Below are 14848 nucleotides of genomic sequence, written 5' to 3'. Positions count from 1 at the left end.
GGGTAAATTTTTATTAGAATGTAAAGATTTCAACACGGTTTTTCATCTTTTGTTTGGCCTGGTATAGCGCAGTATCAGCTCGTTTTATCAAAAAGGCAAGGCTTTTTCCATCATCCGGATAGGATGCTAGCCCAATTGATACCGTAAGTTTGCCACCGGGTTGAATCTGCTCACCGGGAAAATCATGTTCTTCAATTAATTTCCTAAGTCGTTCTGCCACCCGAAAAGAATCATTTTTATTTGCTCCAATTAAAACTACCAAAAATTCTTCCTCATCATACCGGATAGCAAAATCTCCTTTACGGAGATTCCGTTTAAGTAAATATCCAATCTGCTGTAAGGCCTGATCTCCCCGGTCATAACCGTTCATTTCATTATAATGTGCAAAATCATCAATATCAATCAAAAGCAGTGTAAAAGGAATAGCTTCTTCCATTGCCTGGGTAAGAGCCTGCCTTAAATAATCATTAAAAAATTTACGGTTATAAATAGAGGTAAGACCATCTAAATATTTTTGATCCCGGACCTCACAAATAATTTTTGGCCTCTCTCTGCTCATATGTACATCTACCCCTTATATCAAAGTTTTAAATACCACTCACTTGATATTATATCATTTTTTTACAGAATGGTAAAGTATATCTTAAAATTTTCTTTTTTAAAACTCTATATCTTATACCCTATTTAAAAATCTTTTGTATATTTTTTTATATTTAAACATATAGATAATCATCCCTTTTATATAAATTAAAAATAGACCTCATTTTGAGGTCTATTTTGCAAATACATGATTACCTATGGTGACTGTTTTTTGTCTTTGCTTAAACCACCAGGTATTTTTAGCAACTCTGGGATTAATAAAGTAGAGGGCCCCTAATGTTGGGTCAAAACCATTTAAAGCCTCTCTTGCAGCTTTATACGCAGAAGGGGTAGGATGTAAATTAAATTGACCATTGCTGACAGATTCAAATTGACCGGGCTGATAAATCACATCTTCAATGGTATTGGGAAAATGAGGACTTAAGACCCGATTTAAAATTACTGCAGCTACTGCAACCTTTCCTAGATACGGCTCTCCCCGGGATTCGCCGTGAACTACTCGGGCCAGCAGATTAAGCTCATAAGGTGTAATAGTTTTTGCCAGAACCTGTTTAGGCGTCAATCCAATAGTAGGCAAAATGAGCTGTTGACCAATCCTTATGATGGAACTTTCAAGATTATTTAACGCCTTAATTACAGCCACGGTAGTATTAAATTCACGGGCCAGAGTATATAAACTATCACCCTTTTTGACATGATAAATCACTCGCTGACTTTTAGGAATATTAACTTTAATAGGATCCTGTTTTATTCTTACAGGATATTCCTGCCAATCCATTATCTTAAACTCAGGTTCTGAATTTGAATAAAGAGTAGTGTCAGGCCATTCTATTTTTTGCTCAAATGACTCATCATCAAAAGGAATAAATAACTCATCACCAGGTAATAAGATTGATTTATCTGTTAATTTATTTGCCTTTTTTAATAAAGATACAGTTGTTTTGAATTTTTTGGCAATAGTAGTAAGATTATCGCCTTCCTGGACAATATAAACCAGACGAAAAACTGGTTTAACACCGGCCACAACCAATGGTGAACTTACAAAAAGTGAAAAACTAAATACTATAATTAGAATATATAAGAATCTAGTCATCCAGTTTTTCATCAAAACCCCTCCACCTCTAAAATCCTAACTTTGAAAATACGACATATTTTCTCTTAAACCTGCATTACTAAAGTCTCAAATTATAAATTCTTTAACTCTTTTGGAAATCTTATCAAAAGAATCAATATTAATTTTTGTATTCTCAGGTAATGATTTTAAAAATATTCGCCCATAAGATTTGGTATATATTCGCGGATCAAAAACAATCACCACTCCCTTATCTTCCTTTGACCTGACCAATCGCCCAAAACCCTGTTTAAATTTGATTACCGCATTTGGCAGCATGAAATTTATAAAAGGATTTAAACCTTCCCTTTCTAACTTTTCAACTTTAGCTTCCACAATAGGATCTGAAGGTACCTGAAAAGGTAATTTCATAATAACTACACAGGAGAGATCATCTCCTTGAATATCCACTCCTTCCCAGAAACTGGAGGTTCCAAAAATTACACCTCGTTCACCTTCTTTGAAATTTTTAATAATCTGCAAACGCGAATCTTCACCCTGTTTATATATTTTAATCCCTTTTTCCAATAAAGGTTCTTTTAATGCCTGATAAAAATTATTTAGCATGCGGTAGGAAGTAAAAAGGACAAGAGTTCTACCTTTCATCATCTCTAACAATTCCAAAAGATGGTTTTGAACTTCTTTAGAATAGGTAGTCATATTGGGAGCAGAGATATCTTTTACCACAGCTACCAGGGCCTGTTCACGATAATTGAAAGGAGATCCTACCATTAAATCATCAACTCTTTCATCATAAAGACCTAAACTCCGCCTTATATATTCAAAACTTCCCTGAACGGTCAAAGTAGCTGAAGTAAAGATTACCGTATCTAATGGCTCTATTATTTGTTCTTTAATCTCTTTAGCAATCTCCAAAGGAGCAGCCTGAAGAGTACAGAAAAGTTCTTTTTTCTTCCGATAAAATACTTCCACCCAATAGACGAATTTTTCATCCTCCTGACCTATAATAAACTCTAGAGTCCTTAAAATTCGCTGCAATTGGGTAATTCGACCTTCCAGTTCCACCAAAAGACTTTCATAATCCGGTACGTCTTCTTCGGAAAGGTCTGTTAATTCTTCATAAAGTATCTTCATCTTCTGGCCAAGCTGGTTTAATGCCCCTATAAGATTATCAGCAGCAGGGTAAACCCCATTCTTCCATTCAGGATTGGCTATAGTTTCTTTTGTCAAACGCAGTTTATTCTCTCCATTATTTTGATGTGCTTTTGCAAAATCTGCCACCTGATTAAAGAAATGATGTCCCAATTCCTGAACCTTCAAAAAAAGTGGTACTATCTCAATATCAATCAGCCTCAACGCTTCATATTTTTGTTCCTTGCTCAAATTTGCTTTACTTAAAGAACCTCTGATTCCTAATAAAAGTCCCTGTTCACGATTTTTGCCTTTTTTATTATAAATAAACTGAAGATAATGTAGAAAACTATAGCGGGTTAGCTGACAACCAAGATACTCAGTTGCTACATGTTCTAAGTTATGGGCCTCATCTAAAATCAGATGTTTATATCTGGGTAGAACAGCTACCTCACTATCTCCCTTTTCTCGTCGAACAGACAGATCAGCAAAAAGGAGATGGTGATTAACAATGAGTATATCTGCACCTGCAGCCTTACGTCTTGCCATTTGCAAAAAACAACCCCTATAGTGGGGACACTTACTCCTTAGACAGGTCTCTGCCTCAGCAGCAATCTTGTCCCAGAGCTCAGAATCAGGTTGAAAAGGAAATTCACTCTTTGAACCGATATCTTCTTTGAATACCAGATAATTTATCTCTCTTAAAACCTCTTTCTCTTCTTCTTTTAAATCTTCATGGCCCTGATTAATAAAATTCAATTTCCGAAGACAGACATAATTCCGTCTTCCCTTGACTAAAACAGCTTTAAACTCTCTAGGCAAGAGAGGTGTTAAAGTTTTTTCAAGAAGTGGGATATCTTTGAAAAATAACTGCTCCTGAAGGTTAATGGTATTGGTCGAAATAACCACTTTTTCATTATTTTTTACAGCCCAAAAGATAGCAGGTACCAGATATGCCATTGACTTCCCTGTTCCAGTTCCCGCCTCTACCAAAAGATGCCGGCGATTATTAAAGGCAAAGAGAATAGTTTTGACCATCTCTAACTGCTGTGGACGATATTCGTATTTACTTAAACCCCGGCTCAATTCACCTCCGGGTTCAAAAAACTGTAATATCTCACTTGCCTTTAAACGCTGACGTTCTTTAGGTAAATATGGTTCAACTACCATATAACCTTCTTGAACAAAATTATCAATGATTAAAAAACCCGCTCCCCGGTTCCCAACTAAAGAAGCAACTCTTAAATCAGCATCAGAAGGAACCAAGCGGCCTGACGGGTGATTATGAATTAGAACCGTAGCTGGACCAAAGGTATTGGTAATAGCCGGAGCAGCAGCACTATGCCCTCTGGCTAATATTTCCAACTCTTCTATAATCCCTGTAGATGAGTTAATTATACCTTTAACAAGAACTTCATGACCGTTAGCTCTTTCAATCTCAATTCTGAGTTTTTCAATTACCTCAGATGCCATAAACTCTTCTAAGAACACAAACTTCCACTCCAATCCATCAAAAAACTTACTTCGCCAATTCTCTCATCTTTTTAATATTTGTCTCAAAATCACCTTTTTCATCAAGGGGTGTTTCAAGTATAAAAGGAATATCATATTTAAGTACCATCGGATGATGAATCATAGCTTTAAACCCTGCTTCACCAATAGCACCAAATCCGATATGTTCATGGCGGTCCAGATTAGAACCCAGTCCCCCTTTTGCATCATTGGCGTGGATCACCTTTAACTTATCAATTCCAATCACCTGATCTAAATCAGTAAAAACTTTATCTACTGTCTCTTCAGTTCTAATATCATAACCTGCTGCAAAACCGTGACAGGTATCAAAACAAATACCAATCCGGCTCCGATCTTCTATAAGATCCATTATCTCTTTCAATTCCTCAAATGTTTTACCTATTTCTGTCCCGGCTCCTGCCACATTCTCTAACAAAAGGATTACATCATTTTGTACTTTATCAAAGGCAATATTAATGGATTCGGTAATTCTTTTGATTCCATCTTTTAAACTACTTCCAGTATATTTACCTGGATGTAAGACCAGATACTTAGCTCCTAACATCCCAGATCGTATAAGATCAGTAATTAAACCATTCAGGGATTTTTCATATAAATCAGCTTTAGGAGAAGCAAGATTAATAAGGTAAGTGATATGAACCACCATTGGGTCCAACCCAAACTCCTTAAGCTTCTCCTGGGTTTTATTTGCTTCATTCTCTGACAATTCCCGCACCTTCCAGCCGCGAGGATTTTTCGAAAAGATCTGTAAGCAATCACAACCAAGTTGATGAGCCCGTTCAGGGGCCTTATCTATCCCTCCGGCAATTGAAACATGCGCACCAACTCGCATTAATTTTCACTCCTTAATTTATGGCAAAATTACCTAACTTTTTATTTATTTTAACCGAAAAATGGTTATCACATTCTTATATTCATTCGCGTTAAGGGTAAGGTAATCCTTTAATTTTATGATGGAAAGTTTATAAAATCTATGTCTGATTTTACTGCAAAAAGCTAATTTTTCGCTTTATAAAGAAATTTTTCGAACCATCTAAAGTTCGATTTCAGTCGAAGTAAGGCACGCTAATCAATGGGTCCTCCTGGCCCTTGATTAGCTCATTACAGGAGGTGATGAAGCGAAAAATTAACTTTTTGCAGTAGGATCATTTTTCAAACAAAAATAAAAGACACCTCTTTTGGTGCCTTCTTAGCCTCTATTTTTCAGTTTTTCCTTAGGAGCTGTAGGATCTTCTATGCCCAATTCCTGTAAGGCATCTTTACGGGATAAGTTAATCCGCCCTAACTCATCAATACCGGTTACTTTGACCCATATTTCATCTCCTATCTTCACTACATCTTCAACCTTCTTGACATGATGTTTAGCAAGTTTTGAAATGTGAACAAGACCTTCCTGTCCGGGTACTATCTCAACAAATGCTCCAAAATTTGCAATCCTTTTTACTTTACCTTTAAAGATTTCACCTACTGCTACATCCCGGGTTAAGTTTTGAATCATATCCCGTGCAGCTTCTCCATTTTCCTGATTGGTTGCCAGGATGAAGATGGTTCCATCATCTTCAATATCAATTTTGACATCTGTTTCATCAATAATCTTCTTAATTGTCTTACCACCCGGGCCAATAACATAACGGATCTTATCCGGATCAATCTTCATAGTAATCATGCTTGGTGCATATGGTGAAAGTTCTGGTCTCGGTTCACTGATCTCTTCTAACATCTTTTCCAGAATGTATAAACGACCCACCCGCGCCTGTTCTAAAGCCTTCTCAAGTATCTCTCTGGTAACACCGGAAATTTTAATATCCATCTGAAGAGCAGTAATACCTTTTTTCGTACCGGCAACTTTAAAGTCCATATCACCATAGAAATCTTCTACACCCTGGATATCGGATAAAACGACCACATTCTCACCATCACTCATTAAGCCCATCGCTATACCTGCTACCGGAGCTTTAATCGGTACTCCACCATCCATCAATGCCATTATACTTGCACAGATACTGGCCTGTGAAGTAGAACCATTTGATTCCAATACCTCAGAAACCACACGGATGGTATATGGAAAATCATCCTGATCAGGAATAACAGGTTCAATTGCCCGCTCTCCTAGAGCACCATGTCCTATCTCACGACGGCCTGGAGCACGCAAAGGACCAGTCTCACCCACACTGTAAGGAGGGAAATTATAATGATGCATAAAGCGTTTAGTCTCTTCTTCACCCAGACCAAAAAGAACCTGTTCATCACTGATCGCACCCAGAGTAAGTACCGAAAGTACCTGAGTTTGTCCACGGGTAAAGACGGCAGAACCATGTACTCTGGGTAGGACACCTGCTTCACACCAAATGGGTCGAATTTCATCAGGTTTACGACCATCAGGTCTGATTCCCTCTTTTAAAATCATTTTACGAACAATCTCTTTATTCAATTTTTCTACCACTTTATCGACCATTTTTAACTTAGCTTCAACATCTTCTACTCCATCTTCTTCAAACTTTTTAGCAAGAATTTCTTTAACTTCAGTAGCAATCTCCTTTACTTTTCTATTACGTTCCACCTTATCAACAATCCGCATTGCTTCATTTAGCCTGTCATAAGCCATCTCACGGACAGCTTTTTCAACGTTTTCATCTATTTGTGGAACTTCAAATTTAATCTTCGGTTTACCTGCTTCAGCTACCATTTGTTCCTGTTTTTCCACCAAACCTTTTATTGCCTCATGAGCAAACATGATAGCATCCAGCATTACATCTTCAGGAACTTCTTTTGCTCCGGCTTCAACCATCATAATTGCATCCTTTGTTCCAGCAACTGTCAAATCGAGAAGACTCTTCTCACGCTGCTCTGAATCCGGATTAATAACAAATTCCCCATCAACGAGACCTACTTTAACCCCACCGATTGGCCCATTAAAAGGAATGTCTGATAAAGAAAGAGCCATTGAAGCACCGTTTAATGCTAGAATATCTGGTTCATTATCTGAGTCAACAGACAAAATAGTTACAATGATTTGTACCTCATGTCTGAATCCTTCAGGGAATAGAGGTCTAAGAGGCCTATCGATTAAACGGGCAGCAAGAGTTGCTGCATCCCGGGGACGTCCTTCACGACGCATTATACTTCCAGGAATTTTTCCAATAGCATATTCCCGTTCCTCATAATTGACCATAAGCGGGAAAAAGTCAATTCCTTCCCGTGGTTCAGACATGGTTGCAGTTACTAGAACAACAGTACCGCCACAGCGAACTAAAACAGCTTTATTGGCCTGTTTTGCCAATCTACCAGTTTCGACATAGATTTCTTTTCCACCAACTTCCACCTGCCATTGGTGCATATAAGTGTTACCCCCTTCGTCAAGTATAACGCAACAGTTTTCCATGTAATATATACGCCATAAAATTTGTTTGCAATTTAACCATACATATATTATACCCGTTGGTACAATCTGCATAAAAGATTTTTCTTCATCCAAAGTCAGTATGTACCGTTTTTTATGGTTGTAAATTAAAAGGAAGAGCGGGTATTAATCCCGCTCTTTTAAATTACCTTAACCTCTAATACCCAACTTCTCAATTAATGCACGATAACGCTCAATATCTTTATTCTTCAGATACCGTAAAAGACCTTTACGCTTACCTACCATCTTAAGCAATCCTCTACGGGAATGATGGTCTTTTTTATGCACCTTTAAATGCTCAGTTAAAAGATTAATCCTCTCAGTTAAAAGAGCAATTTGAACCTCAGGAGAACCAGTATCTCCTTCGGAAATTTGATATTCTTTAATAATTTCAGCTTTTCTTTCTGGACTTAACATTCACAATTCACCTCCTTTTTTCATAATCGCCATAACCCAAGAAAAACGTCGGAGTACTCGCCTTTCCTAGAGTTATGGTTCAAAGATTATAAAAATTGTTACTTACCAATTACTGTTATCACCAGCCGGCCAGTTTTTAAGTCTTTTGCTACAATATCAAAAAGACATCCCTCTTCTGAAATAAAACCGCGAAAACGTGTTGCTTTTGGAATCCGGCCTGGTAATTCCTGAGCCGCCTTGATCACATCATCAAGACTAATTCCATGTTGACGAGCTTCCTCTAACCGTTTTTTTACATGTTCGGTAACAATAACCCTCATAAACTAAAGAAGCTCCTTTACAGATGGGTTAAACTCCTCCATCTGCTGCAACATTGTATACAAAGCATCTTCAAAAGCTGTAATATCAAAATTATTATAACCTGCTTCACAATAATACTGCGCTAATTCCTCTTTCAATGCTTGAAACTCACGACTCATACAAATATGTGCAATCAATGAAATTAATTGCCGGACTTCAGCATCAGATAATTTTTCGGATAATAACATCCGGTCACACTCCCTTAATTACATCCTCTAATATTTTAACATAAAAGAAAGGGAGTGTAAACCCTCATTATACCTAATATAAATTATTAATTTGATGATTAAACTGCAAAAAGCTAATTTTGAACGCTATAGAAATTTTTCGTTAAACCATCTCTTAGTGAGATTGAAAAGAATAGCCTCATCACAGGATATGATAAGCTAATCAAGTCACTGAAATCGAACTTTAGATGATTCGAAAAATTTCTTTATGAAGTGAAAAATCAACTTTTTGCAGTAATGTCATTTGATAAAATTTGACGGGTTGATACAATATCATCTTTAATTTGAGCCACCAGCTCATCAATTGAATCAAAAGAACGCTCAGAACGTATTTTTTTGATCAATTCAATCTCAACTATCTCATCGTATAAATTCCCTGAATAGTCCAGAATATGAATTTCAATAGAAAGATCGGATTTAGCAAAAGTAGGCCTGACTCCGATATTAGCAACAGCTTGATATCTTTTACCATGAACAATAATATACCCGGCATATACTCCGTAATCAGGAATAACATAATCAACTGCTAATGATAAATTTGCTGTAGGAAATCCCAATTGATGACCGCGGCCATCTCCCCGAACAACTTTACCAACCAAAGTATACGGTCTTCCTAAATAAGTAAGGAGCTTATCCATCTGACCTTTAAGAATCAAATTGCGAATCAAAGTGCTTCTAACTTCTACCCCATTTACCCTAATAGTATCAAAGACAGTTACAGTAAAACCGTATTTTTCGCCCAATTCCTTCATAGCAGTAGCATCGCCTTTACTTTCCTTACCAAAACGAAAATCTTCTCCCACAACAACACCTTTTACCTTTAAATATTGAACCAGATAGGTCTGAACAAAAGAACGGAAATCAGTGGCAGCAAATTCTTTAGTAAAAGCTTTTACAATTAGTCGGTCAACACCCATTTCAGCTAAAATCCGCCTTTTTTGAGATAAAGCTGTAATTAATCCGGGAGCCCGCTTCGGTGCCAGAACCTTTAAAGGATGAGGATGAAAAGTAAAAACTCCGCTCAAGACATTTGACTCTCTGGCCTGACGAACTGTCTCTTCTATGATAACACGATGTCCGTAATGAATACCGTCAAAAAAACCCAGGGCAACTATCATAGGTTTATCGTGATTTTTCATTATTTCTTCATCTGTAATCAACTGCATCCTATACACCTCTCAGGCAAAAACTTTTACGGGCCTTAAAATTTGCCTTTCAGGGTCATACACCTCTGAAATGGAAATAAAGCCGCTTTTGCTATAAACTCTTACTAACTCACCCTTACCCAATCCTTCAGGAAACTTTTGATAGTCTCTTTTTTGTAGTTGCCCCCCATTATAAGCCTTTTTTTGCACCTTATCTTTAATTAGTACTTTAGGCAGAGAACGAACTCCCCAATCTATAGGTAAAATTAAATCAGAAATCCTATTTTTTTGAGATGCCTCAAATACTTCGGGTATTGTTACACTCTCCTCTAAAGAAAATTCTCCAGTTTTTATCCGAATCAGATAAGAGAGATGAGCTCCAACTCCTAAAGCTTTTCCAATATCATGGGCCAGAGTTCTAATATATGTTCCTTTTGAACACTCTACATCAATCCAAAAATGAGGTAAATTTACTCTTAAAAGTTTAAGACTATAAATTTTTACTTCCCGAGGTTTACGTTCAACCTCAATACCTTGACGGGCTAATTCATATAGTCGCTTTCCTTTATGTTTAACAGCTGAAACCATAGGTGGAATCTGTTCAATCTTCCCGATAAATTGAGTCAATACCTGTCTAATCTTACCTTCATCAATATTACTTATCTCATGTTGAGCAATAATCTTTCCTTTAGCATCCTGAGTATCAGTCTCAATCCCTAAAGTCACCTGAGCTCGATAAAATTTACGATCTTCCATTAAAAATTCTACCATACGGGTTGCCTTCCCCAGACAGATCGGTAACACTCCAACAGCATCCGGATCTAAAGTTCCAGTATGTCCAACTTTCTTGGTTTTGACAAGACCCTTTATTTTAGCTACTACATCAAAAGATGTCATGCCAGCTGGTTTTAAAATATTTAAAATCCCATTCATCTCTTTCTATCACTCCAGATATTCTCCGATCTTTTGTAATACCTTTTTAGATATTTCTTCTAAATCTCCTCTAACACGTGCACCAGCAGCACGTAAATGTCCTCCCCCTCCAAAAATCATGGCCACTTCGTTTACAGGAACATAATCATTAGAACGTAAACCTAACTGAATCAAACCAGGTTCTCTTTCCAAAATACTAACTCCAACCTCTACTCCTTTTATATCCCGCAGTTCGCTCGAGATGGAACCAGTATCATCAACCGTGGCTCCTGCTTCTTTTAACATTTCCTGATCAATTACAACCCATGCTACCCGCCCATCAAAAGCAGTTTTCATTCGCGAATAAACGAGTCCTCTAAGACGAATTTTACGGAGAGGATGGCTGGCGAGAAAATCTTTGTAAATAGAGGCGGTATCAATACCCATCTCTAATAGATCAGCCATTAACCGCAGGATGCGAGGATTGGTATTAGAATATCTAAAACAACCAGTATCAGAAATAATAGAAACAGCTATATAATACCCAATCTTTTGATCAATCTCAATCCCCATCTCCTCTAACAAAAGATAGACAATTTCTCCCGCAGCAGCCGCCCTCTCATCAACATAATTATAATCACCAAAGAAAGTATTACTCATATGATGGTCGATATTGATAATTGGTAATTTATGAGGAGGAAGTTCAGGAATCCGATCCAGTGCACCACTATCCAGAACTATCAAAAGTTGATCCTCAGGTTCAAATACAAAATCATCTGTATAACAATAATCCCAATCTTCCTCCAAAGGAGATAAATTATCAGGTAAAGTTCTTTCTAATACCAGGCGTACCTTTTTACCCTGTTTTTTTAAGGCAGTACCTAATGCAAGCATTGAACCCAGACAGTCACCATCGGGGTCAATATGACCGCATATTACAACCTGGTTATATTTTGCAATTGTATCAGCAATCTCCTTTAAACTGTTCATCATCCTCCACTAACCTTTCTTTCCTTTTTAATTCCTGTAAAACTTCATTAATTCGCGCGCCATATTGAACACTTTGATCAAATTTGAAAATAATTTCAGGGGTATGGCGTAAGCGTAAATGCTTACCTACCTCCCTGCGGACAAATCCAGCAGCAGCATTTAAACCTTCCATAGTGTTTTGTATTTCCGTCTCATCTCCATATACACTGACAAAAACTTTTGCGTAGCGAAGGTCTTTTGATACCTCTACATCAGTTATGGTGACAAAACCAATCCGTGGATCTTTAATAGCACCACGCTGTAATAAATCGCTTATTTCTTCTTTTATCACCTGAGCAACACGCCGTGCACGTTGAGACATGCAGATCATCTCCCCTTACCAATATCAGTCAAGTGTACGTTTAACTTCTTGAATTTCAAATACCTCAATTTCGTCACCTTCTTTGATATCATTATATCCTTCAATTCCCAAACCGCATTCATAGCCTTCAGTAACTTCACGAACATCATCTTTGAATCGTTTTAATGAAGCAATTTTACCTTCATGAATTACAACTCCATTCCTGATCAGTCGAACCTGATTATTTCTATTAATTTTTCCATCGGTTACATAAAGACCAGCAACGGTTCCGACTTTAGGTACTTTAAATGTAGCTCTAACTTCAGCATGACCAACAACAACCTCTTTATATTCAGGTTCTAATAATCCCTCTAAAGCAGCTTTTACCTCTTCAATGGCCTTATATATTACACGATATGTCCTGATCTCTACATTTTCACGTTCTGCCAATTTGCGAGCATTTAAATCAGGACGAACATTAAAACCGATAACAATAGCATCCGATGCACTGGCCAGCATAATATCTGTTTCAGTAATTCCACCAACACCGGTATGAATTGGAGTCACTCGTACTTCATCAGTACTTAACTTTAACAGGGCATCTCGTAAAGCCTCTACTGAACCCTGAACATCAGCTTTAATAATTAATTTAAGTTCTTTAACATCTCCTTCTTGAATCTGTTTGAAGAGGTCATCTAAAGAGACAACCTTTTTGGTCTGTAACTCCTGCATCCGTTTCCGTTCAGCCCGTTCTTCAGCAATGATACGAGCTGTTTTATCATCTTCCACAACTTCAAAAATATCTCCTGCTTGAGGTACATCAGAAAGACCTAAAACAACGACCGGAGTAGATGGACCAGCTTCTTTAACCCGTTCACCTTTATCATTAATCATAGCACGAACACGACCATAAGTAGTACCAGCTATTATCGGATCACCAATCTTCAATGTACCACGTTTTACCAATACTGTAGCTACTGGACCCCGTCCTTTATCCAATTCAGCTTCTACAACTACACCATCAGCGGGTCTATTTGGATTGGCTTTTAATTCCTCCATCTCTGCAACCAGAAGAATCATCTCTAAAAGTTCATCAATATTAATCTTCTTTAAAGCAGAGACATTAACACAGATGGTATCTCCACCCCATGCTTCCGGAATCAGACCATGTTCGGATAATTCCTGTAATACTCTATCAGGATTAGCATTATCTTTATCAATTTTGTTTATAGCAACAATAATTGGAATTCCTGCAGCTTTCGCATGGTTTATCGCTTCAACAGTCTGAGGCATAACACCATCATCAGCAGCAACAACTAAAACAGCAATATCCGTAATCTGTGCACCACGAGCACGCATGGCCGTAAAAGCCTCATGGCCCGGTGTATCCAGGAAAGTAATCTTTTTACCATTAACTATAGTCTGGTAAGCACCGATATGCTGAGTAATTCCTCCAGCCTCAGTAGCGGTAACATTGGTATGACGGATTACATCTAACAATGATGTTTTACCGTGATCGACATGACCCATGACGGTAACAATCGGCGGTCGTGGTTTTAAATCTTCCTCACGATCTTCAATCTCACGTATCCTTTTCATCTTATCTTCCTGGGTTATAAATTTAACTCTTTTTCCGAACTCTTCAGCCATAAGCTCAATAGCTTCCGGTTCTAAGTTTTGATTGATAGTAGCCATAACACCCAGACCAATTAATTTACCAATCAAAGTATTTGGGTTCACATTCAAAAGTTCAGCTAGACCTTTAACGGTTAAAGGTAGTTGAACTTCAATTACATTTTCTCCATCTTCCCCGCCATCAATAGAGGAAATCTCATCAGAGGCTTCAGCATTTTGAACTACTTCCTTTTTAACAGTTTGCCCCTTCTTTCTACATTTCTTTTTCTTAGATTTTTCTTTTGTCTTTTTTTTCTTTTCCGTACCGGACTTTTTACTATCTATTAATTCCTTTAAAGTATCCACTATCTCATCATCTATTGTACTCATATGACTGGATATCTCTTCTCCTAATTCTTGCAGTAAATCAATTATATTACTACTTTTAATTCCCAATTCCTTTGCCAGCTTATATACGCGAATTTTTCCCATATACAACACCTCCTACGAAATTTTCATCATCAACCTCTCCCCCTAACAATTCTTTGAGGCGGGCTGCAAAGCCCTGATCCCGCACTGCTACTACTGCTCTAAACGGCTTACCAATGCTATGTCCTAAAGTCTCTTTATCACCCCATACTCTAAATGGAACTTTATAATATTTACAGCTATCCCGAAAATCCTTCAGTGTATTAGCACTGGCATCAGTTGCAACGATCACTAAATAAGCTCTACCCTTTTTAATATCCTTTTCAACCTGGAATGCACCAGAACTAATCTTTCCAGCTTTCTGTGCCAGACCTAACATACCAACAATTCTTTTATCATTTTTCATATGAAGTCACCTTCTGTCGAAGTAACTCTTTTAATTCATCATCAACTGCTGTTTTAAAAGAACGCTCAAGACCTTTATTTTTAATCGCTTTTTCTAAACATTCCAGTTTAGGGCAAATATAAGCCCCTCTTCCAGGTTTTTTGCCTGTTGGATCAACGGAAAATTCCCCTTCTGGTGAACGGACTATACGAATTAATTCACGTTTTTCCTTCCGTTCCTGACAACCCACACACTTGCGGATAGGAACTTTTTTTGGCAATTAATTTCACCTC

General features: G+C 37.5%; 15 protein-coding genes. All 15 read right to left on the bottom strand.

The annotated features are described in order from the left end of the window. Positions 1–13: 13 nt before the first annotated feature. Complete coding sequence (locus BBF96_RS02740) at positions 14–559, bottom strand: GGDEF domain-containing protein (RefSeq protein ID WP_127015739.1); 546 nt, start codon at positions 557–559, stop codon at positions 14–16. Between the two features lie 213 nt (positions 560–772). After that, positions 773–1705, bottom strand: coding sequence for a cell wall hydrolase (locus BBF96_RS02735; RefSeq protein ID WP_236777865.1), 933 nt, complete (start codon positions 1703–1705; stop codon positions 773–775). A gap of 75 nt (positions 1706–1780) precedes the next feature. Then, a complete protein-coding gene (locus tag BBF96_RS02730) occupies positions 1781–4294 on the bottom strand; it encodes a helicase C-terminal domain-containing protein (RefSeq protein ID WP_127015738.1) in 2514 nt (837 codons plus the stop codon). 28 nt (positions 4295–4322) lie between these two features. Next, positions 4323–5168, bottom strand: coding sequence for a deoxyribonuclease IV (locus BBF96_RS02725; protein WP_127015737.1), 846 nt, complete (start codon positions 5166–5168; stop codon positions 4323–4325). A 357-nt stretch (positions 5169–5525) separates the two neighbouring features. Next, the gene (locus BBF96_RS02720) at positions 5526–7673 is read right to left on the bottom strand and encodes a polyribonucleotide nucleotidyltransferase (RefSeq protein ID WP_127015736.1); all 2148 of its coding nucleotides are present in this window, start codon (positions 7671–7673) and stop codon (positions 5526–5528) included. Positions 7674–7886: 213 nt separating this feature from the next. Next, complete coding sequence (gene rpsO, locus BBF96_RS02715; RefSeq protein WP_127015735.1) at positions 7887–8153, bottom strand: 30S ribosomal protein S15; 267 nt, start codon at positions 8151–8153, stop codon at positions 7887–7889. Between the two features lie 98 nt (positions 8154–8251). Continuing rightward, the gene (locus BBF96_RS02710; protein ID WP_127015734.1) at positions 8252–8473 is read right to left on the bottom strand and encodes a hypothetical protein; all 222 of its coding nucleotides are present in this window, start codon (positions 8471–8473) and stop codon (positions 8252–8254) included. Between the two features lie 3 nt (positions 8474–8476). After that, the gene (locus tag BBF96_RS02705; protein ID WP_127015733.1) at positions 8477–8701 is read right to left on the bottom strand and encodes a hypothetical protein; all 225 of its coding nucleotides are present in this window, start codon (positions 8699–8701) and stop codon (positions 8477–8479) included. A gap of 260 nt (positions 8702–8961) precedes the next feature. Beyond that, positions 8962–9906 (bottom strand): bifunctional riboflavin kinase/FAD synthetase, encoded by a 945-nt coding sequence (locus tag BBF96_RS02700; protein ID WP_127015732.1) that lies wholly within the window; start codon positions 9904–9906, stop codon positions 8962–8964. Positions 9907–9918: 12 nt separating this feature from the next. Beyond that, positions 9919–10818: a tRNA pseudouridine(55) synthase TruB gene (gene truB, locus BBF96_RS02695; protein WP_127015731.1), complete on the bottom strand. Its 900-nt coding sequence runs from the start codon at positions 10816–10818 to the stop codon at positions 9919–9921. A gap of 9 nt (positions 10819–10827) precedes the next feature. Continuing rightward, on the bottom strand, positions 10828–11787 hold the full coding sequence (locus tag BBF96_RS02690; RefSeq protein WP_164730865.1) for a DHH family phosphoesterase: 960 nt from the start codon (positions 11785–11787) through the stop codon (positions 10828–10830). Continuing rightward, complete coding sequence (gene rbfA, locus BBF96_RS02685) at positions 11762–12148, bottom strand: 30S ribosome-binding factor RbfA (protein WP_127015729.1); 387 nt, start codon at positions 12146–12148, stop codon at positions 11762–11764. The genes BBF96_RS02690 and rbfA overlap by 26 nt, the downstream gene beginning before the upstream one ends. 24 nt (positions 12149–12172) lie before the next feature. Beyond that, positions 12173–14233, bottom strand: a complete 2061-nt coding sequence (gene infB, locus BBF96_RS02680) for a translation initiation factor IF-2 (RefSeq protein ID WP_127015728.1) — start codon at positions 14231–14233, stop codon at positions 12173–12175. Then, entirely contained in the window at positions 14211–14576 is a 366-nt protein-coding gene (locus BBF96_RS02675) for a L7Ae/L30e/S12e/Gadd45 family ribosomal protein (RefSeq protein ID WP_127015727.1), read from the bottom strand. The genes infB and BBF96_RS02675 overlap by 23 nt, the downstream gene beginning before the upstream one ends. Then, entirely contained in the window at positions 14566–14835 is a 270-nt protein-coding gene (gene rnpM, locus BBF96_RS02670; RefSeq protein ID WP_127015726.1) for an RNase P modulator RnpM, read from the bottom strand. The genes BBF96_RS02675 and rnpM overlap by 11 nt, the downstream gene beginning before the upstream one ends. Between the last annotated feature and the right edge of the window lie 13 nt (positions 14836–14848).

Source organism: Anoxybacter fermentans, from assembly GCF_003991135.1.
GTDB lineage: Bacteria > Bacillota > Halanaerobiia > DY22613 > DY22613 > Anoxybacter > Anoxybacter fermentans.
This window is presented reverse-complemented; position numbering and strand designations above follow the sequence as displayed.

Bases quoted from the DNA above. Each gene is read 5' to 3' on its own strand.
- BBF96_RS02740 (WP_127015739.1), bottom strand. From the start codon at position 559: ATGAGCAGAGAGAGGCCAAAAATTATTTGTGAGGTCCGGGATCAAAAA.
- BBF96_RS02735 (WP_236777865.1), bottom strand. From the start codon at position 1,705: ATGAAAAACTGGATGACTAGATTCTTATATATTCTAATTATAGTATTT.
- BBF96_RS02725 (WP_127015737.1), bottom strand. From the start codon at position 5,168: ATGCGAGTTGGTGCGCATGTTTCAATTGCCGGAGGGATAGATAAGGCC.
- BBF96_RS02720 (WP_127015736.1), bottom strand. From the start codon at position 7,673: ATGCACCAATGGCAGGTGGAAGTTGGTGGAAAAGAAATCTATGTCGAA.
- rpsO (WP_127015735.1), bottom strand. From the start codon at position 8,153: ATGTTAAGTCCAGAAAGAAAAGCTGAAATTATTAAAGAATATCAAATT.
- BBF96_RS02710 (WP_127015734.1), bottom strand. From the start codon at position 8,473: ATGAGGGTTATTGTTACCGAACATGTAAAAAAACGGTTAGAGGAAGCT.
- BBF96_RS02705 (WP_127015733.1), bottom strand. From the start codon at position 8,701: ATGTTATTATCCGAAAAATTATCTGATGCTGAAGTCCGGCAATTAATT.
- BBF96_RS02700 (WP_127015732.1), bottom strand. From the start codon at position 9,906: ATGCAGTTGATTACAGATGAAGAAATAATGAAAAATCACGATAAACCT.
- truB (WP_127015731.1), bottom strand. From the start codon at position 10,818: ATGAATGGGATTTTAAATATTTTAAAACCAGCTGGCATGACATCTTTT.
- BBF96_RS02690 (WP_164730865.1), bottom strand. From the start codon at position 11,787: ATGAACAGTTTAAAGGAGATTGCTGATACAATTGCAAAATATAACCAG.
- rbfA (WP_127015729.1), bottom strand. From the start codon at position 12,148: ATGTCTCAACGTGCACGGCGTGTTGCTCAGGTGATAAAAGAAGAAATA.
- infB (WP_127015728.1), bottom strand. From the start codon at position 14,233: ATGGGAAAAATTCGCGTATATAAGCTGGCAAAGGAATTGGGAATTAAA.
- BBF96_RS02675 (WP_127015727.1), bottom strand. From the start codon at position 14,576: ATGAAAAATGATAAAAGAATTGTTGGTATGTTAGGTCTGGCACAGAAA.